Below are 19,909 nucleotides of genomic sequence, written 5' to 3'. Positions count from 1 at the left end.
CTCTCATGCATTCAACTCCTTGTGCAGCTCCTGCAGCGACCAGACGGGACCGGTGCCGCGGAATTCCAGTGAATCCACCAGCGCCTTGGCGCCGGCAATGGTGGTCGAGTAGGTGACGCGATGCTGCAGCGCCTCGCGACGGATCGAGAACGAGTCGTTGATCGCCGAACGACCTTCGGTCGTGTTGACGATGTAGACGATCTCGCCGTTCTTGATCGAGTCGACGATGTGCGGACGGCCTTCGACCACCTTGTTGATGATCTCGCAGTCCATGCCGTGCTGCTGCAGCCAGGCGGCGGTGCCACGGGTGGCGACCAGGCTGTAGCCACGCGCCAGCAGCGCCTTGGCCACCGGCAGCACGCGCTTCTTGTCCGGATCGCGGACCGAAACGAAGGCCTTGCCAACCGGCGGGGCCTTGATGCCGCCGGCTTCCTGCGCCCGCGCGAAGGCGGCGTTGAAGGTGCGGCCGACGCCCATCACTTCACCGGTGGAGCGCATCTCCGGCCCAAGGATCGGATCGACGCCCTGGAACTTGGCGAACGGGAAGATCGCTTCCTTCACCGAGTAGTAGTCCGGCACGATTTCCTTGGTTGCGCCCTGCTCGGCCAGGCTCTTGCCAGCCATGCAACGGGCGGCGATCTTGGCCAGCGGCATGCCGGTGGCCTTGGACACGAACGGCACGGTGCGCGAGGCACGCGGGTTCACTTCCAGCAGGTAGATGGTGTCGGCACCGTCGTCGCTGGTCTGGATCGCGAACTGGGTGTTCATCAGGCCGACCACGTTCAGGGCCTTGGCCAGCTCCACCACCTGGCGGCGCAGTTCGGCCTGGGTTTCAGCCGACAGCGAGTACGGCGGCAGCGAGCAGGAGGAATCGCCCGAGTGCACGCCAGCTTCTTCGATGTGCTCCATCACGCCACCGATCAGGACGTTGCCATCCTTGTCGGCGATGATGTCGACGTCGCACTCGACAGCATTGTCGAGGAAGCGGTCCAGCAGCACCGGCGAATCGTTGGACACCTTCACCGCGTCGCGCACGTAGCGGGCCAGGTCGGCTTCGCCGTAGACGATTTCCATCGCACGGCCGCCCAGCACGTAGCTCGGGCGCACCACCAGCGGGTAGCCGATCTCGCGGGCCAGCAGCAGGGCTTCCTGGTCGTTGCGGGCGATACGGTTCGGCGGCTGCTTCAGGCCCAGCGTGTCGACCAGCTGCTGGAAGCGCTCACGGTCTTCGGCCAGGTCGATCGAGTCCGGGCTGGTGCCGATCACCGGCACGCCGTTGGCTTCCAGCGCGCGCGCCAGCTTCAGCGGGGTCTGGCCGCCGTACTGCACGATCACGCCCTTCGGCTGTTCCAGCTCGACGATCTCCAGCACGTCTTCCAGGGTCAGCGGTTCGAAGTACAGGCGGTCGGAGGTGTCGTAGTCGGTCGACACGGTTTCCGGATTGCAGTTGACCATGATGGTTTCATAGCCATCCTCGCGCAGCGCCAGTGCCGCGTGCACGCAGCAGTAGTCGAACTCGATGCCCTGGCCGATGCGGTTCGGGCCACCGCCCAGGATCATGATCTTGTCGCGGTTGCTCGGCGCGGCCTCGCACTCGTCCTCGTAGGTCGAGTACAGGTAGGCGGTACCGGTGGAGAATTCACCGGCACAGGAATCCACGCGCTTGTAGACCGGGCGTACCTTGTGCGCACGACGCAGCGCGCGGATGGCGGCTTCGTTGGTACCGGTCAGCTGCGCCAGGCGTGCGTCGGAGAAGCCAGCGCGCTTCAGCTTGCGCAGGCGTGCAGCGTCCAGCGCGTCGATGCCACCGGCAGCGACTTCAGCTTCGGCAGCGATGATTTCCTCGATCTGGTCCAGGAACCAGTGATCGATGAACGACAGTGCGTAGATCTCTTCCACGCTCATGCCGGCGCGGAACGCATCGGCGACGAAGAACAGGCGCTCCGGGCCAGGCGCCTTCAGCTCGCGGCGCAGGGTCTGCAGGTCGTCTTCGTTGGCCAGGTCCAGCCCGGTCGGATCGAAGCCGACCTTGCCGGTCTCCAGGCCACGCAGGGCCTTCTGCACCGACTCCTGGAAGGTGCGGCCCATCGCCATCACCTCGCCCACCGACTTCATCTGGGTGGTCAGGCGGGCGTCGGCAGCCGGGAACTTCTCGAAGGCGAAGCGCGGGATCTTGGTGACGACGTAGTCGATGGACGGCTCGAACGAGGCCGGGGTCAGGCCGCCGGTGATCTCGTTCTTCAGTTCGTCCAGGGTGTAACCCACGGCCAGCTTGGCGGCGACCTTGGCGATCGGGAAGCCGGTGGCCTTGGAGGCCAGCGCCGAGGAACGCGACACGCGCGGGTTCATCTCGATGACGACCACGCGACCGGTCTTCGGGTTGATGCCGAACTGCACGTTCGAGCCACCGGTATCGACGCCGATCTTGCGCAGCACGGCGATGGAGGCATCGCGCAGGCGCTGGTATTCCTTGTCCGTCAGGGTCTGCGCCGGCGCCACGGTGATCGAGTCACCGGTGTGCACGCCCATCGGGTCCAGGTTTTCGATCGAGCAGACGATGATGCAGTTGTCCGCAGTGTCGCGGACCACTTCCATCTCGAATTCCTTCCAGCCCAGCACCGACTCTTCCACCAGTACTTCGGTGGTCGGCGACAGCTCCAGGCCGCGGCTGACGATCTCGACCAGCTCTTCGCGGTTGTAGGCGATGCCGCCACCGCTGCCGCCCAGAGTGAAGCTGGGGCGGATGATGGTCGGGTAGCCGACGCGGGTCTGGATCTCCAGCGCTTCGTCCAGGGTGTGGGCGACGGCGGCGGTCGGGCATTCCAGGCCGATCTCACCCATGGCCACGCGGAACAGCTCGCGGTCTTCGGCCATGCGGATCGCTTCGCGCTTGGCGCCGATCAGCTCGACGTTGTACTTCTCCAGCACGCCGTTGTCGGCCAGGTCCAGCGCGCAGTTCAGCGCGGTCTGGCCACCCATGGTCGGCAGCAGCGCATCGGGCTTTTCCTTGGCGATGATCTTCTCGACCGTCTGCCAGTTGATCGGCTCGATGTAGACGGCGTCGGCCATCTCCGGGTCGGTCATGATCGTGGCCGGGTTGCTGTTGACCAGCACCACGCGGTAACCCTCGTCACGCAGGGCCTTGCAGGCCTGGGCGCCGGAGTAGTCGAACTCGCAGGCCTGGCCGATGACGATCGGGCCAGCACCGATGATGAGGATGGTCTTGAGGTCAGTGCGCTTGGGCATTTTCTTCTCTAAGTCAGTACAGCGTGACAAGGGGGAGTGATCGCACGCTGTCGATCAGGAATCTTGATCCGCAGCGCCGCGCCGGGGGCAGCAGCGATGCGGGGTTTACGGTCCATCGCGACGCCACCGGGGGGCCGGCGGCGTACTGATCACGCCTTGGCCTGCTCCATCAGCACCACGAAGCGGTCGAACAGCGGACCGACATCGGTCGGGCCCGGCGACGCTTCCGGGTGGCCCTGGAACGAGAACGCCGGCACGTCGGTGCGGGCGACACCCTGGTTGGTGCCGTCGAACAGCGAGCGGTGGGTCACGCGCAGGGTCGGCGGCAGGGTCGCTTCATCGATCGCGAAACCGTGGTTCTGCGAGGTGATCATCACCCGGCCGCTGTCCAGGTCCTGCACCGGGTGATTGGCACCGTGGTGGCCATGGCCCATCTTCATGGTCTGCGCGCCCGAGGCCAGGCCCAGCAGCTGGTGGCCCAGGCAGATGCCGAAGGTCGGGATCTTCACATCGATGAAGGTCTTGATCGCTTCGATGGCGTAGTCACACGGCTCCGGGTCACCCGGGCCGTTGGACAGGAACACGCCGTCCGGCTTCAGGGCCAGCACTTCGGCGGCCGGGGTCTGCGCCGGTACCACGGTCACTTCGCAGCCACGCTCGGCCAGCATGCGCAGGATGTTGGTCTTCACACCGAAGTCGTAGGCCACGACCTTGAACCGGGCCGGCACGCTGACGAAAGCGTTGGCATCCAGGTCCAGCTGGCCCTCGGTCCAGGTGTAGGTCTTCTCGGTAGTGACGACCTTGGCCAGATCCATGCCCTTCAACCCCGGGAACTTGCGGGCGGCTTCCAGTGCCTTTTCCACGTCGATGTCGCCGGCCATCAGCGCACCGTTCTGCGCGCCCTTCTCGCGCAGGATGCGGGTCAGCTTGCGGGTGTCGATGCCGGCGATGGCAACCACGCCACGCTGGATCAGCCAGTCCTGCAGCGACACCTGGCTGCGCCAGTTGCTGGGGCGGCGCGGAACGTCGCGCACGATCAGGCCGGCCGACCACACCTTGGACGCTTCGTTGTCCTGGTCGGTCATGCCGGTGTTACCGATATGCGGATAGGTCAGCGTGACCATCTGCCGGGCGTAGGACGGGTCGGTCAGCACTTCCTGGTAGCCGGTCATGGCGGTGTTGAACACCACCTCACCGACGGACAGGCCGGGCGCGCCTACGGATTCGCCCTCGAATACGGTGCCGTCTTCGAGGACGAGGATTGCGGCTTGGGTCACGGGAATCTCACTTTGGCTACCGAGGGGGCTGCCGAAGTCACGCCTGCGCTTCACGGAAATCCGGTTGCAAAAAAGCGCGGACGTACGGTCTGGGACCGGTCCGGCTTTCGTGATTCGGCGAGTGCGAATTGTAGCGCTGCCGGGGCGCTCGCGCCAGCGGTTATCGCGCTTCATGAACAGGCGATTGCGCATTCATTTCAATCCGGCGGCGTATGCGGGCCGGAGGCGGGGTCGGATCCTTTCCCGAATGGGAAAGGCTCTGACCCCAGGCGCCCTCGGATGGGGTCAGAGCCCTTTCCGCAGGAAAGGGATCCGACCCCACGAATCAGCCCGCCCTACTGCAGCAGGTCCCGCACCCGGTAGCTGCCCGGCGCCCGCCCCTGCAGCTGGCGGGCGGCGAACAGGGCGCCGCGGGCGAAGATGTCGCGGTTGGTGGCCCGATGCACCAGCTCGATGCGCTCGCCCAGACCGGTGAACTGCACCAGATGCTCGCCCACGATGTCACCGGCACGCAGGCTGGCGTAGTGCGGCTCCGCCCCGCCCCGTTGCGCGGCCGCGCCCAGGGTCAGCGCGGTGCCCGATGGCGCATCCTTCTTCTGGGTGTGGTGCGATTCGACGATGTCGCAGTCCCAGCCGGCCAGCGCCTGCGCCGCGCGCTCCACCAGCTCGTCCAGTACCGCCACGCCCAGGCTGAAGTTCGAGGCCCACACCAGCGGGATCTTCGCCGCCGCGGCCTCCAGCGCCTGGCGCTGCGTGCTGGAGATACCGGTGGTGCCCGACACCAGCCCCGCGCGGCGTTCCACGCACAACGCCAGCATCGGGTCGAAACCCTCCGGCAGGCTGAAGTCGATCGCCACATCGAACACCGGCGCGCCGGGCAGCTCACTGGCGCCGAAGAACGGCACGCCGTCGACCACGCGCTGTGCCGGCGCACGGCCGGTCACTGCAGCCACGATCTGCAGGGTTTCGGGATGTTCGGCGGCCAGCCGCAGCAGGGCCTGGCCCATGCGCCCGGAGGCGCCGTGAATGAGCAATCGCAGGGGAGTCTGGTTCATGCCTGCAGGCTAGCGGCAGCACGCCTGCTCCGGCAAGCGCCATCACTGCTACGCTGCATGCCCTTTCATGCAATGGATGGCAGCCCCTTCATGCAGATCAGCGAACAGCTGGTGCTGATCACCGGCGCCGGCCGCGGCCTTGGCCAGCACATCGCCCGCGCGTTCGCGGCGCAGGGTGCGCGCGTCATCGTCAACTACCACCGCAGCGAAGGCCCCGCACGGGCGCTGGCCGCCGAGCTGGGCGGACAGGCGATCGCGCTGCCGGCCGACGTCACCGACCGCAGCCAGGTCGATGCAATGCTGCAGCACGCCCTGGCCCACTTCGGCCAGGGCGTCACCACCGTGGTCAACAACGCGCTCGCCGCGTTCTCGTTCAATGGTGATGCCCGCGATGGTGCCGCCACCATCGGCTGGCCGGCCTTCCAGGCGCAGTTCGAGGGCAGCGTGCGCGGCGCGCTGAACACCGTGCAGGCCGCCCTGCCCGGCATGCAGGCCCGCCGCTTCGGCCGCATCATCAACATCGGCACCAACCTGTTCCAGAACCCGGTCGTGCCCTACCACGACTACACCGCCGCCAAGGCCGCGCTACTGTCCCTCACGCGCACGCTGGCCGGCGACCTCGGCCCACATGGCATCACCGTGAACATGCTGTCCGGCGGCCTGCTGCGCACCACCGATGCCAGCGCTGCCACGCCGGAGGCAGTGTTCGACTACATCGCCGCCAACACGCCACTGCGCAGCGTTACCACGCCAGCAGAATTCGCCGATGCCGCGCTGTTCTTCGCCGGCCCCTGGTCGCGCGCGGTGACCGGGCAGAACCTGGTGGTCGATGGCGGGCTGGTGCGGGACTGAGCCAATGCGCATTTCCGAGGTCAGCCGCCTGACCGGCGCCAGCGCCAAGGCCATCCGCCTGTACGAGGCGCGCGGACTACTGCCGCCGGTGCCGCGGCTGAACCGCTATCGCGACTACAGCGAACAGGATGTGGCCTGGGTGCAGCTGATCCGCCAGGCGTTGGCGCTGGGCATCACCCTGGCCGCGATCTCCCGCCTGCAGGGCCGCGACGGACGGCTCGACTGGCCCGCGGTGCTGGCCCTGCTCGAGCAACAACGCAGCCGCATCGCCAGCGAGCGGGCACGGCTGGCGCAGGTCGAGCTCGACCTGCAGCAGGTCAGCGACGAACTGCGGCAGTGGCTGCACTCCGGCAGCGGTGACTGCATCCTGGAACCCAGCGGCTGCGCCGCTGGTGGTTGACTCTGCCCCAAGGGCATAGCCCAACCTCGCGCACTTTCCATTGCCCGAGGTTGCCGTGTCCCGTTCCATCCTGATCCTGCTCGGCCATCCCGACCGCGACAGCCTGTGCGGTGCCCTCGCCCAGCGCTACGCCACCGCCGCCGAGAATGCTGGCCATCGGGTGCGCCTGATCGCACTGGGCGAACTCGAGTTCGATCCGGTGCTGCGCCATGGCTACCGCCAGATCCAGCCGCTGGAAGCCGACCTGCAGGACACTGCGGATGCGATCGAGGCCTGCGACCATCTGGTGCTGGTCTATCCCACCTGGTGGGGCGCGATGCCGGCGCTGCTGAAGGGCTTCTTCGATCGCGTGCTGCTGCCGGGGTACGCCTTCCGCGACCGGCGCGATTCAGTCTGGTGGGACCGGCTGCTGGCCGGTCGCAGCGCACGGGTGATCACCACGCTGGATACGCCGCCCTGGTATTACCGCTGGATCTACCGCGACCCGGGCATCACCCAGATCCGCGCCACTATTCTGGAATTCTGCGGCATCCGCCCGGTGCGGGTCAGCCGACTCGGTGCGGTGCGCAGCAGCTCGCCGGAGCAACGCAACTGGTGGCTGGCGTTGGCAGCGGAGCTGGGCTCACGGGCCAACTAGCTGGAAGAGCGTGCGAACCAAGGTTCGCACCCACCTGGAGCGTTCGCACCCACCTGGGGCGCTCGTTGCGGGTGTCGCGTTTGCCAATTGACCGTCAGGCACTGCGCCTCAAGGCTGTGGGCCCTTGTTACGGCCCAGGCAAAGCCCATGAAATCCTCGACCGTCTTCAGCAAGTGCGCCAGGAAGACCGGCTTTGCCGGTACGTCGACGACCCGCTATCGCTTGCTGGACGCCGCGCTGCTTGTCGTGAATCACCAGCGCGCCAGCGAAAGCCGGGGCTTCTATGTGAATGCTGGACTCTACTTTCCGGAGCTGCTCGAGTATCCCCTCGCGCCTGACGATCTTGAAACGGCTTTCCGGTACCGCTCCAGCATCCCCACGCCCCATGTCGACTGGCGCATCGAAGAAACGCCGGGCCTGCGCCGGACCTTCATCCAGCAGGATCTTGAAGATCTGCTGGAGGCCGGTAACCGCGACGCGTTGAAGGCCCTGCTGCTCGATGCCCTGGCCGACGTGGCGGGTTTCGCGGCAGCCCATGGGAACAGGGAATCGGTGCGGCGATTGAACCGGGACGGGAACTTCCGGGCGATCATCCGCAGAGAGGTCTGAACCCCGAGAGCGTGCGAACCAAGGTTCGCACCCACAGGGCCAAGGTTCGCACCCACAGGGCGAAGGCCCGCACCCACCGGCCGAAGGTTCGCGCCCACCAGGCGGCCGCAGCCGAACAGGCTCGACGCTACTTCACTTCTTGCTCGGCCCGCAGCTGTCGCAACCGCCACAGGCACCACCACCGCCCGTTGCCGGCGGCGCGATCTTCCGCCCCAGCGCCTGCAGCCAGGCGGCGCGGCCCGGCTTCAGCAGGGCCAGCGCCAGCGCCCCGCGCAGCGTGCGCACGGTGCCGGGGAACTGCTTCTTCAGCACCACCCAGGCACTGACCAGCACGGCCACCGCGATGATCAGGTACTGGATCAGCAGGCCGGTATCCATCAGCCGCCTCCCAGCGCCCTGGTCACCTGGTAGGTGATCAGTGCGGCCACATAAGCCGCTGCGAACAGGTAGAACGCGGCAAAGCCCATCTGCTTCCACGAATTGGTCTCGCGCTTGATGGTGGCCAGCGTCGAGATGCACATCGGGGCGTAGATGTACCAGACCAGCAGCGACAGCGCGGTCGCCAGCGACCAGCCATCGCTGATCAGCGGGGTCAGCGCCTGGCTGGCGGCATCGTCATCGGCGGCCGACAGCGCATACACGGTGGCCAGCGAAGACACCGCCACCTCGCGCGCGGCCAGGCCCGGGATCAGCGCGATGCAGATCTGCCAGTTGAAGCCCAGCGGCGCGAAGAACACCGCCATCGCATGGCCGATCTGGCCGGCGTAGCTGTAGTCGATGGCTGGCATCGTGGCGTCGGCAGGTGCCGCCGGGAACGACAGCAGCACCCACAGCAGGATGGTCAGCGCCAGGATGATGCCGCCGACGCGCTTGAGGAAGATCATGCCGCGCTCGTACAGCCCCACCGCCAGGTCGCGTACATGCGGCAGGCGGTACGACGGCAGCTCCAGCATCAGCGGGTGCTCGCTCTTGTCGCGACGCCACTTCTTCATGATCCACGACATCGCCAGCGCGCTGAGAATGCCCGCCGCATACAGGCCGAACAGCACCAGGCCCTGCTGGTTGAACACGCCCCACACCGTCTTCTGCGGAATGAACGCACCGATCAGCAGCGCGTACACCGGCAGGCGCGCCGAGCAGGTCATCAGCGGCGCCACCAGGATCGTGGCCAGGCGGTCACGCGGGTCCTGGATGCTGCGCGTGGACATGATGCCCGGCACCGCGCAGGCGAAGCTGGACAGCAGCGGGATGAACGAGCGGCCGGACAGGCCGGCGGCCGCCATCATGCGGTCGAGCAGGAACGCCGCACGCGGCAGGTAGCCGGACTCCTCCAGCACCAGGATGAAGAAGAACAGGATCAGGATCTGCGGCAGGAACACCACCACACCGCCGACGCCTGCGATGATGCCGTCGGTCAGCAGGCTGGCCAGCGGGCCTTCCGGCAGCAGGCTGCCAACAAAGGTGCCGAGCCAGGCGAAGCCAGCCTCGATGCCGTCCATCAGCGGCGTCGCCCAGGCGTACACCGCCTGGAAGATCAGGAACATCACCACCGCCAGGCTGACCAGGCCGAACACCGGGTGCAGCAGCCAGCGGTCCAGCGCGTCGTCGATCTTCGCGGTCCGTGCCGGCATGCGCACGGCGACTGACAGGATCCCGCGCACCTTGGCGTGGTAATCGATGCCACTTTCCGGGCCCGGCACCGGTGCATCCAGGTGCGGCACCATGGCGTCCAGGCGCTCGACCAGGGCCTTGGCGCCCTGCTTGCGCACCGCCACGGTCTCCACCACCGGCACGCCCAGCTCGCGCTCCAGCGCGGCCACATCCACCTGGATGCCGCGGCGCTGGGCCGCGTCGACCATGTTCAGGGCCACCACCATCGGCTTGCCCAGCTCGCGCAGTTCCAGCGCGAAGCGCAGGTGCAGGCGCAGGTTGGTGGCGTCGATCACGCACAGCAGCACGTCCGGCGCGGCCTCGCCCGGGTAGAAGCCCCGGCACAGGTCACGAGTGATCGCCTCGTCCAGGCTGGCCGGATGCAGGCTGTAGGCGCCCGGCAGGTCAAGCACGGCGAATTCACGGCCGGACGGCGCGCGCAGGCGGCCCTCCTTGCGCTCGACGGTGACGCCGGTGTAGTTGGCGACCTTCTGCCGGCTGCCGGTCAGCTGGTTGAACAGCGCGGTCTTGCCGCTGTTGGGGTTACCGACCAGCGCGATGCGCAGGGCGGCGGTGGCGGCGATTGCGGTCATGCACGTCGTTCCCGGCTGGCGGCGTCGACCACGACCCGCTTGGCTTCACTGATCCGCAGCGCGAACCGGGTGAACCCGACCTGCACCAGCAGCGGCTCGCCGCCCACCGGGCCCTTGGCCACCAAGCGCACTTCCTCGCCATTCACGAAACCCAGCTCGCGCAGGCGACGGGCAATGGCATCGTTGGCATGCAGGTCCTGCACGGACTCGACCACGGCCGAGGTGTGCAGCGGCAGTTCGGACAGCGTCATCTAGCGTGTTCTCTGCTGGATGTAAATGGTTCTCGATTCTAACATTCCCGCGTCGCGTCATGGCCCATGACCAATGGCCCGCTATGATCCATACAGGTATGGAGTGACCCTGGAATCCCATGAACGATGCTTTGCAGATCGAGCGCCGTGGCGCCGTCCTCACCCTCTGGCTGAACCGGCCGGAGCTGCACAACGCCTTTGACGCCAGCCTGATCGCCCGGCTGACCGCCGCGCTGGAAGCCGCCGGCCGCGATGATTCGGTCCGGGCCGTGGTGGTCGCCGGCCACGGCGCCTCCTTCTCGGCCGGTGCCGACATGCAGTGGATGCGCGGCATGGCGGCGGCCAGCGAGGCCGACAACCGCGAGGACTCGCTGGCACTGGCACGGCTGATGCGCACCCTGGACGAGCTGCCCAAGCCGACCCTGGCCCGGGTCCACGGCGCGGCCTTCGGTGGCGGCGTCGGCCTGGTTGCCTGCTGCGACATTGCCATCGCCAGCACCTCGGCCCGCTTCGGCCTGACCGAAAGCCGCCTTGGCCTGCTGCCGGCGGTGATCTCGCCTTACGTGATCGAGGCCATCGGCCCGCGCCAGGCGCGGCGCTGGTTCGCCACCGGCGAGCACTTCGACGCCGATACCGCACTGCGCATCGGCCTGGTCCACCAGCTGGTCGAGCCCGAGCGCCTGGACGAAGCGCTGGAGCGCCAGCTGGCCCTGCTCGACAAGGCCGGCCCGATCGCCTCGTCCACCGCCAAGCAGCTGGTCCGGCAGGTCCGCGACAGCCATGACCGCGACGCCCTGGATCGGGATAATGCCGCCCTGATCGCGCGCCTGCGGGTGTCCGCCGAGGGCCAGGAAGGCCTGGGCGCCTTCCTCGACAAGCGCGCCCCCCATTGGGTCACGGAAGCCTGAACATGCTCGATCATCTTGGTTTGACCAGCGCCGACCTGGCGCGCAGCAAGACCTTCTTCCTGCAGGCGCTGGCGCCGCTGCAGATCGGCGTGGTGATGGAAGTGAGCGCCGAACAGACCGGCGACCACGACCACATCGGCTTCGGCAGCGACGGCAAGCCGTTCTTCTGGCTCGGCAATGGCGGCACCGCCAGCCACGGCGTGCACGTGGCCTTCGCCTGCGCCCGCCGCGCGCAGGTGGACGCCTTCCACGCCGCCGCCCTCGCCGCCGGTGGCCGCGACAACGGCGCGCCGGGCCTGCGCCCGTGGTACCACCCGGATTACTACGCCGCCTTCGTGCTCGACCCGGACGGCAACAACATCGAAGCGGTCTGCCATCGCCCCATCGGCGAGGTGGCTGCATGAGCGACTACGTCCGCATCGTCGAGGTCGGCCCGCGTGACGGCCTTCAGAACGAAAAGCAGTCGGTGTCCACCGCCGACAAGATCGAACTGATCAACCGCTTGTCGGCCACCGGCCTGCGCAGCATCGAGGCGACCAGTTTCGTCAGCCCGAAGTGGATTCCGCAGCTGGCCGATGCCGCCGAGGTCTACGCCGGCATCCAGCGCCGGCCGGGCATCCACTACCCGGTACTGGTGCCGAACGAACAGGGCTACGACCGCGCCCGCGCGGTGGGCGTGGAGGAAGTGGCGGTGTTCACCGCTGCGTCCGAGGCCTTCAACCGCACCAACACCAATGCCGGCATCGACGAATCGCTGGCCCGGTTCGAGCCGATCCTGCGCCGCGCCGCCGCCGATGGCGTGCGCGTGCGCGGCTACGTCTCCACCGTGCTCGGCTGCCCCTACCAGGGCGAGGTGCCGCTGGCCGACGTGGTGCGGGTGGCGCGCGCGCTGCACCAGATGGGCTGTTACGAAATCTCGCTGGGCGACACCATCGGCGTCGGCACCCCACGCAAGGCACGGGCGATGCTGCAGGCGGTCGCTGCCGAGATCCCGATGGACGCCTTGGCCGTGCACTTCCACGACACCTACGGCCAGGCCATCGCCAACATCGCCACCTGCCTGGAAGCAGGCGTGCGCGTGGTCGACAGTGCAGTCTCAGGCGCCGGTGGCTGCCCGTACGCGAAGGGGGCCAGCGGCAACGTCGCCAGCGAGGACGTGGTCTACCTGCTGCAGGGCCTGGGCCTGGACAGTGGCGTGGACCTGCCGGCACTGGCCGAGACCGGCCGCTGGCTGGCCGGCCTGCTCGGCCGCGCCACCGCCAGCCGCACCGGCCAGGCGCTCGCAGCGGCCGGCTGAGCACCCCGCTGCGCCGCTCCCGCTCGGGCGGCGCAGCGCACAACGGCGACGGTCGCCGCTTCCGTTAGAATCGGCGGTTCTCGAACCTGCAGGACCGTGCAATGCAGCTGTCTTCCGTACGTGCCGTGATCACTGGCGGCGTCTCCGGCCTCGGCCTGGCCGTGGCCCAGCACCTCGTCGCCCAGGGCGGCAAGGTGGCTCTGTTCGACCTCAACGACGACAAGGGTGCAGCTGCCGTTGCCGGGCTGGGTGCCGACAAGGCCCGCTATTTCAATGTCAACGTCAGCGATGAGGCGGCCGTGGCTGCAGCCATCGACCAGGCCCACGATTTCCTCGGCGGCCTGAACGTGGCGACGAACTGTGCCGGCATCCTCGGCGCCGGCCGCGTGCTGGGCAAGGAAGGCCCGATGCCGCTGGCCGCTTTCCAGGGCACGGTGATGGTCAACCTGGTCGGCAGCTTCAACGTGGCCAAGGCCGCGGCCAACCGCATGCAGCACAACGACGCCGGCGAAGACGGCGAGCGCGGCGTGATCATCAACACCGCCAGCATCGCTGCCTATGAAGGACAGATCGGCCAGGCCGCGTATGCCGCCAGCAAGGGCGGCGTGGTGTCGATGACGCTGCCGATGGCGCGCGAACTGTCGCGCTTCGGCATCCGCGTCAATACGATTGCTCCTGGCGTGTTCTGGACGCCGATGGTCGATGGCATGCCCGAAGCCGTGCAGCAGTCGCTGGCCGCCTCGATCCCGTTCCCGTCGCGCCTGGGCAAGCCGGAAGACTTCGCCAGCCTGGTCGGCTTCATCCTCGGCAACACCTACCTCAACGGCGAGACCATCCGCCTGGACGGCGCTACCCGCCTCGCTCCGAAGTGATTCCCCCCGGGCGCCGGGACGGCGCCCTCCCCCAACGACCTAGATCACCATGAAAGCCAACGACATCAAGAAGGGCAACGTCGTCGAGTACAACAACGGCGTGTACCAGATCCGCGACATCGAGCGCAGCTCGCCGCAGGGTCGCGGCGGCAACGTCCGCTTCCGCTTCATCATGTACAGCGTGCCGGGCGGCAACAAGCTCGATGCCAGCTTCGATGCCGACGACAACCTGGTCGAGGTCGAACTGCTGCGCCGCCAGTCCACCTATTCGTACAAGGACGGCGATGCCTTCGTGTTCCTCGATGACGAGGACTACACCCCCTACACCCTGGACGCGGACGTGATCGGCGATGACGCCGGCTACATCACCGACGGCCTGACCGGCATCTACGTGCAGGTGATCGACGAGCAGCCGGTGGCGATCCAGCTGCCGGCCTCGGTGGTGCTGGAAGTGATCGAGACGCCGCCGGAACTGAAGGGCGGCACTGCCACGAAGCGCCCGAAGCCGGCCAAACTCAACACCGGCATCGAGATCATGGTGCCGGAGTACATCGTCAACGGCGAACGCGTGCTGGTGAACACCGCCACCGGCGAATTCGCCGGCCGCGCCGACTAAGCGCCTTGCGCTGATCGGCTGCCTGTCCCTGCTTGCGGCGTGCTCGCCGCAGGCAGCGGGCAGCGCATCGGATGTAGCGATCGTGTAGAGCCGAGCGTGGGCTCGGCTCTACAGAAGGCTCACGGCTGCTTCGCACCGAAGTTGCCGCAGCCGTGGTACTGGCGGGTGCCGATGGTCAGGTTCACCTTGGCATCGAACGCCTCGCCGCTCATGTCGTCCTGGCAGGTGGTGCGCTGGAAGCTGAGCTTGACGTCGGTACCGTCGGACGCCTTGCCACTCCAACCGTCAGCACCTTCGGTGGGCGTGGCGACGTCGAAGCGACGCTCGCCATAGTCAACTTCCACCCGCAGGCCCGGCGCGTCGCCATCGACGACCGCCAACCAGCCCGGCTCGTTGCCCGTGGCGCGGAACGCGGCCGTGCCCGCGCTGCCATCGCCTTCGGTCGCTTCGACCGCATGGCACTCGCGGTCCGCCTCGCCCTTCAGGCTCAACAGGCCGTCATCGCTGCCCTTGGTCCAGAAGCTGTTGCCCTGGCCATCACCGTACTTGGCACCCGACGCCGCACGTTCGGAGGTCATGGCGAAGGTACGTTCGCCGATCACCACCGTGGCCGCATCCTCGCCATTGAAAGTCGCGCGCACGCTCAGATCACCACACTGGTACGTGGTCTCGCTGCCGGTACCGGCGCTGGTGCTGGCAGCCGGTTCGGGCGCCGCCGGCGGCGCGGCATCGGTGCCGCCCGCAGCGGGTACCTGGGCCGGCTGGCACGCGGCCAGCACCAACCCGAGCGAGGCTGCCAACAGACTGGGAACTACACGCATGGCTCGACTCCTTGTCGACACTACAGAGACCTTCGACCCTACCACCTGCCGGTGAGCGCGGCCTGAAAGCGGCCTGAAAGCGGCCTGACCGTACTCACGCGGCCAGTACCGCCATCGACAACAGCTGCGCACCGCTGCCGCCGGAACTGCAGGTCCAGACCCGCAGCAGGCGCAGCTTCACTTCACGCTCCCGGCCCTGCCGCCACACGGACAACCGCACGTCGCTGGACAGCAACGCCAGGCGGCCACACAGCAGCGTCTCCACCGCGTGCAGCTGCAGGCTTCGCACCTGCAAGCTGCCGGCCAGCCAATCGCCCAGCCATGGCAGATCGAGCATGCGGCCGCCGTGGCCTTCCATCATGAACAAGGCCGGCGATACCAGCGCGTTCAACGCATCGTGGTCATTTTCCAGCAGCGCAGCGCACAGGCGCTGCTCCAGCGCCATCAACTGTTGCTCATGCAGATCTTCAACGATGTTCCGTTCCATCCACGGTTCCTCCCGGCATCGGCCGGCGCCTGCGCAGGCGCTGCGCGATCCACTGCCGCGCGCCCTGCACCACTACATAGAAGACCGGCACGAAGAACACGGCCAGCACGGTCGCACTGACCATCCCGCCGAACACACCGGTTCCAATCGCCTGCTGGGTTTCCTTCGACGCGCCCTGCGCCAGCATCAGCGGCACCACGCCCAGCGCGAATGCCAGCGAGGTCATCACGATCGGGCGCAGGCGCAGCCTGGCTGCCTCCAATGCCGCCTCGACCAGGCCGCGCCCCTGCTGCTGCAGCTGCCGCGCGAACTCGACAATGAGGATCGCGTTCTTCGCAGACAGCCCGATCACGGTGATCATGCCGACCTTGAAGAACACATCGTTGGGCATGCCACGCAACAGCACCGCGGCGACCGCACCGAGCAGGCCGAGTGGCACCACCAGCATCACCGCCAGCGGAATCGACCAGCTCTCGTACAGCGCCGCCAGCACCAGGAACACCACCAGCATCGACAATAACAGCAGCCACGGCGCCTGCGCCCCCGACTCACGCTCCTGCAGCGACTGGCTGGTCCACTGCAGGGCAAAACCGGACGGCAGCTTCCCGGCCAACCGCTCCATCTCCGCCATGGCCTGGCCGGTCGACACGCCGGAGGCCGGTGCGCCGGACAGATTCAACGCCGGGAAGCCGAGGTAGCGCTGCAGCTGCAGCGGCGCCTCGGTCCAGTTCGGGGTCACCAGTTCCGACAACGCCACCATGCCGCCCTCGCTGTTGCGCACGTACAGTTTCAGCACGTCCTCCAGTTCCATGCGATGCGGCGCGTCGGCCTGCAGGATCACCTGCTGCAACCGGCCCTTGTTGGGGAAATCATTGACGTACTGCGAGCCCATCGCCGCTGACAGCGTGCTGCTGATGTGCTCGAAGCCCACGCCCATCGCCTCGGCCTTGGCGCGATCAATGTCCAGCCGCACGCTGGTACCTGCCGGCAGGCCATCGGCATGCACCTCCGACAGCAGCGGACTGGCCTCGGCCAGCTTCAGCAGCTGCTGCAGGGCCGCGCGCAGCTCGGCCTGGCTCTGCCCGGTACGCGCCTGCAGGGCCAGCGAGAACCCGGACGAACGGCCCAGGCTGTCGATCGCCGGCGGCATCACGCTCATCACCTCACCCTCGGCAACCGTGGCCATCGCCTGCTGCGCGGCCTCCACCTCGCTGGCCGCGGTGGCGCCAGCACGCTCACCCCAGTCCTTCAGCATGGTGTAGGTCAGCGCCGCGCTCGGGCCGGAACCGGAGAAGCTGTAACCGAGGATCGACTGGTTGGAGCCGATGCCCGGGCGCGAGGCCACGTGCCGTTCGTAGGCTTCGACCACCGCCAGCGTGCGTTCGGCGGTGGCTTCGGCCGGCAGCTGGATCGAGGTCATGAAATAGCCCTGGTCCTCTTCCGGCAGGAACGCGCCCGGCAGCCAGTGCAGGCCCAGCAGCAGCGCCGCCACCAGCGCGGCGAACACGCCCATCACCCGGCCGCTTCGCTGCAGCACGGAGGCCACGCCACGCTGGTAGCGCCCGGTCAACGCCTCGAAGCCACGATTGAAGGCGCCGAACAGCCCGCCACGACCATGATGGCCGTGGGTGTTCGGGCGCAGCAGGGTCGCGCACAGCGCCGGTGTCAGGCTCAGTGCCAGCAGCGCCGAGAACAGGATCGACACCGCCATCGCCACGGTGAACTGGCGGTAGATCGCGCCCACCGAGCCGCTGGCCAAGGCCATCGGAATGAACACCGCGGTCAGCACCAGGGTGATGCCGATCACCGCGCCGGTCAGCTCGCGCATCGCCTTGATGGTCGCCTCGCGCGGCGGCAGGCCCTCCTCGGCCATGATCCGCTCCACGCCCTCGACCACCACGATCGCGTCGTCGACGATGATGCCGATCGCCAGCACCATGCCGAACATGGTCAGCACGTTGATCGAGAAGCCCAGCGCCAGCATCACCGCGAAGGTACCGAGCAGCGCGATCGGTGCGACCAGCGCAGGAATCAGCGTGTAGCGCCAGTTCTGCAGGAACAGGTACATCACCGCGAACACCAGCAGCATCGCCTCCAGCAGCGTCTGCACCACCTTCTGGATCGAGATCTTCACGAACGGCGCGGTGTCGAACGGGATGCTCGCCTCCACGCCGCGCGGCAACAGCGGCGCCAGTTCCGCCATGCGCTCACGGACCGCCGACGCCGTGCGCACCGCATTCGCGCCCGGCCGCAGCTGCACCCCGGCGGCGGTGGCCGGATGGCCATCCTCGCGGGTGCCCCAGGCATAGCTCTGCGCGCCCAGTTCGACGCGGGCGACATCACCCAGCACCACCCGTGAACCGTCGGCCCCGGCGCGCAGTACGATCGCCGCGAACTGTTCCGGCGTGGACAACTGGCCGTCGGCGCTGAGCGGCACGGTGATGCGCTGGCCTGGAACACCCGGCGAATCACCGATGCGCCCCGGCGAGATCTCCAGGTTCTGCTGCTCGATGGCAGTGGCCACATCGCCCATGGTCAGGCCGTAGCCGGTCAACCGGGTCGGGTCCAGCCACACGCGCATCGCCTGCTCGGCACCGAACAACTGCACGCGACCGACGCCATCGATGCGGCGCAGCTCTTCGATGATGTTGCGCGCCATGAAATCGCCCAGCGCGGCCTCGCTGACGCTGGCATCCGGCGAACGCAGGCCGACCAGCATCAGGAAGCCGGAATCGGCGGCCTCCACGAACAGGCCGTTCTGCCGCACGCTGCGCGGCAGGCGCGGCTCGATCGCCTTGATCCGGTTCTGCACGTCCACCTGCGCCAGTTCCGGATTGGTGCCGGGCTTGAAGGTGGCGGTGATCGAGGCTTCGCCGGAGGTGTCCACCGACGATTCGAAGTAAAGCAGATGCTTGACGCTGGACAGCTCGCGCTCGATCAGGCCGACCACCGCATCGTTCAACGTCTGCGGGCTCGCACCCGGGTAGCTGGCATAGATGCTGACGCTGGGCGGCGCGACCGCCGGATAGCGCTCCACGGCCAGGCGCGGAATCGCCAGCGCGCCGGCCAGGATGATGAAGATCGCCAGCACCCAGGCGAACACCGGGCGATCGATGAAGAAACGTGCCATGTTGGATTTTCCTGGAGGGGCTGTCCCGGGAAAGGCTCAGCCCTTGCTGCCGGCCTGCACCGCACCGGCGCTGGCGACCGGCTTCTGCCAGTCGCGCGCATCGACCACCACGCCTTCCTGCAGGCGCTCCTGGCCCTCGACCACCACTTTCTCGCCGGCCTTCAGGCCCGCGCGCACCAGCCACTGGCGATCGACGCTGCCGTCCACCTCCAGCGTGCGGATCACCGCCCTGCCGTCGGCGCCTATCACCCAGGCATAGGCCTGGCCACCGGCGCTGCGCAGCACGGCCTGCTGTGGCACGGTCAACGCACTGGCCGGGGCACCCCGCGGCACCCTCGCGCGCACATACATGCCGGGCAGCAGCTGCCGCCGCGGGTTGTCCACCAGGATGCGCAGGATCACATCACCCGTCCGTGCATCGACATTGATACCGGAGAACAGCAGCTGGCCACGCTCGGGCAGCGGCTTGCCGGCGGCACCGATGATGGTCACCGGCAGCTTGTCGCCGCCGGCCGCACTGCGCTGCAGCGACTCCAGCTGCGCCGCCGGCTGGCGCACATCCACGTAGACCTGGTCGATCTGCTGTACCACGGCCATCGGCTCGGCATCGGCCACGCCGACCAGCGCACCTTCGGTCACCAATGCCTGATCGATACGGCCGGCAATCGGTGCGCTGACCGTGGCATAGCGCAGGTCGAGCTGGCGACGGGACAGGATCGCGCGCGCTTCATTCACTGCCGCGCGTGCCTGCTCGTACTCGGCGCTGGCGTCGTCCCGATGCTGCTGGCTGACCGCCTGCGCGGCAGCCAGGGCGTGCAGGCGCTGCGACTGCACGCGACTGCGGCCCAACGCCGCCTCACTGCGCTGCAGTGCGGCCAGCGCCGAATCGACGTCGGCCCGGAACGCTGCCGGGTCAATCTGGAACAAGGCCTGGCCTGCACTGACTTCCGCCCCTTGGTCGAACAGGCGCCGCTGCACGATGCCGCCCACCTGTGCGCGGATCTGCGCGGTGCGCACCGCCGCGACGCGGCCTGGCAGTTCGTCGTCACGCTGCACCACCTGCGGGCCGACGCTGATCACGCTGACGCGCGGCGCCGCCTCGGGGGTGGCTTCGGGAGTGGAGCAGGCCGTCATGGCCAAGGCGAGGGCCGCGATCAACGCGACCGGAGTCCTGAAGGTTCTCATTGCTGTGCACAATGCCGCGCAGG

19 protein-coding genes are annotated in these 19,909 nt (G+C 67.9%); 9 read left to right on the top strand and 10 right to left on the bottom strand.

Annotation, left to right across the window (positions count from 1 at the left end):
* Window positions 1-3 precede the first annotated feature (3 nt).
* The 3 genes from carB to dapB all read right to left on the bottom strand — a co-directional run bounded on the left by carB (window position 4) and on the right by dapB (window position 5,578).
* A complete protein-coding gene (gene carB / locus AC5JLE_RS09700) occupies window positions 4-3,246 on the bottom strand; it encodes a carbamoyl-phosphate synthase large subunit (protein WP_496065252.1) in 3,243 nt (1,080 codons plus the stop codon).
* Between the two features lie 149 nt (window positions 3,247-3,395).
* A complete protein-coding gene (carA, locus tag AC5JLE_RS09695; RefSeq protein WP_014646993.1) occupies window positions 3,396-4,523 on the bottom strand; it encodes a glutamine-hydrolyzing carbamoyl-phosphate synthase small subunit in 1,128 nt (375 codons plus the stop codon).
* 335 nt (window positions 4,524-4,858) lie between these two features.
* Window positions 4,859-5,578, bottom strand: coding sequence for a 4-hydroxy-tetrahydrodipicolinate reductase (gene dapB / locus AC5JLE_RS09690; RefSeq protein ID WP_414614089.1), 720 nt, complete (start codon window positions 5,576-5,578; stop codon window positions 4,859-4,861).
* Window positions 5,579-5,668: 90 nt separating this feature from the next.
* On the opposite strand from dapB, the gene AC5JLE_RS09685 reads away from it, so the two are divergent.
* The 4 genes from AC5JLE_RS09685 to AC5JLE_RS09670 all read left to right on the top strand — a co-directional run bounded on the left by AC5JLE_RS09685 (window position 5,669) and on the right by AC5JLE_RS09670 (window position 8,076).
* Window positions 5,669-6,430 (top strand): 3-oxoacyl-ACP reductase, encoded by a 762-nt coding sequence (locus AC5JLE_RS09685; protein WP_496065251.1) that lies wholly within the window; start codon window positions 5,669-5,671, stop codon window positions 6,428-6,430.
* Window positions 6,431-6,434: 4 nt separating this feature from the next.
* Entirely contained in the window at window positions 6,435-6,830 is a 396-nt protein-coding gene (locus tag AC5JLE_RS09680; protein WP_014646990.1) for a MerR family transcriptional regulator, read from the top strand.
* A gap of 55 nt (window positions 6,831-6,885) precedes the next feature.
* Window positions 6,886-7,467: an NAD(P)H-dependent oxidoreductase gene (locus AC5JLE_RS09675; RefSeq protein ID WP_241883828.1), complete on the top strand. Its 582-nt coding sequence runs from the start codon at window positions 6,886-6,888 to the stop codon at window positions 7,465-7,467.
* A gap of 147 nt (window positions 7,468-7,614) precedes the next feature.
* Window positions 7,615-8,076, top strand: a complete 462-nt coding sequence (locus AC5JLE_RS09670; RefSeq protein WP_241883827.1) for a DUF4304 domain-containing protein — start codon at window positions 7,615-7,617, stop codon at window positions 8,074-8,076.
* A gap of 132 nt (window positions 8,077-8,208) precedes the next feature.
* Here the strand turns inward: AC5JLE_RS09670 and AC5JLE_RS09665 are convergent, their stop codons facing one another.
* From AC5JLE_RS09665 to AC5JLE_RS09655, 3 genes are read right to left on the bottom strand one after another with little or no spacing between them, the layout of a single operon-like run.
* The gene (locus AC5JLE_RS09665) at window positions 8,209-8,454 is read right to left on the bottom strand and encodes a DUF6587 family protein (protein WP_049440085.1); all 246 of its coding nucleotides are present in this window, start codon (window positions 8,452-8,454) and stop codon (window positions 8,209-8,211) included.
* Complete coding sequence (feoB, locus tag AC5JLE_RS09660) at window positions 8,454-10,319, bottom strand: ferrous iron transporter B (protein ID WP_496065250.1); 1,866 nt, start codon at window positions 10,317-10,319, stop codon at window positions 8,454-8,456. The genes AC5JLE_RS09665 and feoB overlap by 1 nt, the downstream gene beginning before the upstream one ends.
* Window positions 10,316-10,570: a FeoA family protein gene (locus tag AC5JLE_RS09655; RefSeq protein ID WP_496065249.1), complete on the bottom strand. Its 255-nt coding sequence runs from the start codon at window positions 10,568-10,570 to the stop codon at window positions 10,316-10,318. Before AC5JLE_RS09655 ends, feoB begins: the two co-directional genes overlap by 4 nt.
* A 119-nt stretch (window positions 10,571-10,689) precedes the next feature.
* On the opposite strand from AC5JLE_RS09655, the gene AC5JLE_RS09650 reads away from it, so the two are divergent.
* The 5 genes from AC5JLE_RS09650 to yeiP all read left to right on the top strand — a co-directional run bounded on the left by AC5JLE_RS09650 (window position 10,690) and on the right by yeiP (window position 14,263).
* A complete protein-coding gene (locus AC5JLE_RS09650; protein WP_014037048.1) occupies window positions 10,690-11,478 on the top strand; it encodes an enoyl-CoA hydratase/isomerase family protein in 789 nt (262 codons plus the stop codon).
* Window positions 11,479-11,480: 2 nt separating this feature from the next.
* Window positions 11,481-11,882, top strand: a complete 402-nt coding sequence (locus AC5JLE_RS09645; protein ID WP_496065248.1) for a VOC family protein — start codon at window positions 11,481-11,483, stop codon at window positions 11,880-11,882.
* Entirely contained in the window at window positions 11,879-12,775 is an 897-nt protein-coding gene (locus tag AC5JLE_RS09640; RefSeq protein ID WP_496065247.1) for a hydroxymethylglutaryl-CoA lyase, read from the top strand. The genes AC5JLE_RS09645 and AC5JLE_RS09640 overlap by 4 nt, the downstream gene beginning before the upstream one ends.
* A 101-nt stretch (window positions 12,776-12,876) precedes the next feature.
* The gene (locus AC5JLE_RS09635; protein WP_496065246.1) at window positions 12,877-13,647 is read left to right on the top strand and encodes an SDR family NAD(P)-dependent oxidoreductase; all 771 of its coding nucleotides are present in this window, start codon (window positions 12,877-12,879) and stop codon (window positions 13,645-13,647) included.
* A 49-nt stretch (window positions 13,648-13,696) separates the two neighbouring features.
* The gene (gene yeiP, locus AC5JLE_RS09630) at window positions 13,697-14,263 is read left to right on the top strand and encodes an elongation factor P-like protein YeiP (RefSeq protein ID WP_005409468.1); all 567 of its coding nucleotides are present in this window, start codon (window positions 13,697-13,699) and stop codon (window positions 14,261-14,263) included.
* Window positions 14,264-14,382: 119 nt separating this feature from the next.
* Here yeiP and AC5JLE_RS09625 read toward each other — a convergent pair whose 3' ends face one another.
* The 4 genes from AC5JLE_RS09625 to AC5JLE_RS09610 form a co-directional block, all read right to left on the bottom strand.
* Window positions 14,383-15,084, bottom strand: a complete 702-nt coding sequence (locus AC5JLE_RS09625) for a COG3650 family protein (protein WP_481453726.1) — start codon at window positions 15,082-15,084, stop codon at window positions 14,383-14,385.
* Window positions 15,085-15,178: 94 nt separating this feature from the next.
* On the bottom strand, window positions 15,179-15,571 hold the full coding sequence (locus tag AC5JLE_RS09620; RefSeq protein ID WP_049408771.1) for a nuclear transport factor 2 family protein: 393 nt from the start codon (window positions 15,569-15,571) through the stop codon (window positions 15,179-15,181).
* Window positions 15,552-18,701, bottom strand: coding sequence for a multidrug efflux RND transporter permease subunit (locus AC5JLE_RS09615; protein WP_197557043.1), 3,150 nt, complete (start codon window positions 18,699-18,701; stop codon window positions 15,552-15,554). The genes AC5JLE_RS09620 and AC5JLE_RS09615 overlap by 20 nt, the downstream gene beginning before the upstream one ends.
* Before the next feature lie 36 nt (window positions 18,702-18,737).
* Entirely contained in the window at window positions 18,738-19,886 is a 1,149-nt protein-coding gene (locus AC5JLE_RS09610; protein WP_032959482.1) for an efflux RND transporter periplasmic adaptor subunit, read from the bottom strand.
* Window positions 19,887-19,909 lie beyond the last annotated feature (23 nt).

The sequence above is a fragment of the Stenotrophomonas sp. genome, from assembly GCF_059505245.1.
The sequence above is the reverse complement of the archived record's forward strand: the minus strand, read 5'-3'. Positions and strand labels throughout refer to the sequence as shown.

Excerpts from the sequence above, each read along its gene's own strand:
- carB (WP_496065252.1), bottom strand. The coding sequence starts at position 3,246 with ATGCCCAAGCGCACTGACCTCAAGACCATCCTCATCATCGGTGCTGGC.
- dapB (WP_414614089.1), bottom strand. The coding sequence starts at position 5,578 with ATGAACCAGACTCCCCTGCGATTGCTCATTCACGGCGCCTCCGGGCGC.
- AC5JLE_RS09685 (WP_496065251.1), top strand. The coding sequence starts at position 5,669 with ATGCAGATCAGCGAACAGCTGGTGCTGATCACCGGCGCCGGCCGCGGC.
- AC5JLE_RS09680 (WP_014646990.1), top strand. The coding sequence starts at position 6,435 with ATGCGCATTTCCGAGGTCAGCCGCCTGACCGGCGCCAGCGCCAAGGCC.
- AC5JLE_RS09670 (WP_241883827.1), top strand. The coding sequence starts at position 7,615 with ATGAAATCCTCGACCGTCTTCAGCAAGTGCGCCAGGAAGACCGGCTTT.
- AC5JLE_RS09665 (WP_049440085.1), bottom strand. The coding sequence starts at position 8,454 with ATGGATACCGGCCTGCTGATCCAGTACCTGATCATCGCGGTGGCCGTG.
- feoB (WP_496065250.1), bottom strand. The coding sequence starts at position 10,319 with ATGACCGCAATCGCCGCCACCGCCGCCCTGCGCATCGCGCTGGTCGGT.
- AC5JLE_RS09655 (WP_496065249.1), bottom strand. The coding sequence starts at position 10,570 with ATGACGCTGTCCGAACTGCCGCTGCACACCTCGGCCGTGGTCGAGTCC.
- AC5JLE_RS09650 (WP_014037048.1), top strand. The coding sequence starts at position 10,690 with ATGAACGATGCTTTGCAGATCGAGCGCCGTGGCGCCGTCCTCACCCTC.
- AC5JLE_RS09645 (WP_496065248.1), top strand. The coding sequence starts at position 11,481 with ATGCTCGATCATCTTGGTTTGACCAGCGCCGACCTGGCGCGCAGCAAG.
- AC5JLE_RS09640 (WP_496065247.1), top strand. The coding sequence starts at position 11,879 with ATGAGCGACTACGTCCGCATCGTCGAGGTCGGCCCGCGTGACGGCCTT.
- AC5JLE_RS09635 (WP_496065246.1), top strand. The coding sequence starts at position 12,877 with ATGCAGCTGTCTTCCGTACGTGCCGTGATCACTGGCGGCGTCTCCGGC.
- yeiP (WP_005409468.1), top strand. The coding sequence starts at position 13,697 with ATGAAAGCCAACGACATCAAGAAGGGCAACGTCGTCGAGTACAACAAC.
- AC5JLE_RS09625 (WP_481453726.1), bottom strand. The coding sequence starts at position 15,084 with ATGCGTGTAGTTCCCAGTCTGTTGGCAGCCTCGCTCGGGTTGGTGCTG.
- AC5JLE_RS09620 (WP_049408771.1), bottom strand. The coding sequence starts at position 15,571 with ATGGAACGGAACATCGTTGAAGATCTGCATGAGCAACAGTTGATGGCG.
- AC5JLE_RS09615 (WP_197557043.1), bottom strand. The coding sequence starts at position 18,701 with ATGGCACGTTTCTTCATCGATCGCCCGGTGTTCGCCTGGGTGCTGGCG.
- AC5JLE_RS09610 (WP_032959482.1), bottom strand. The coding sequence starts at position 19,886 with ATGAGAACCTTCAGGACTCCGGTCGCGTTGATCGCGGCCCTCGCCTTG.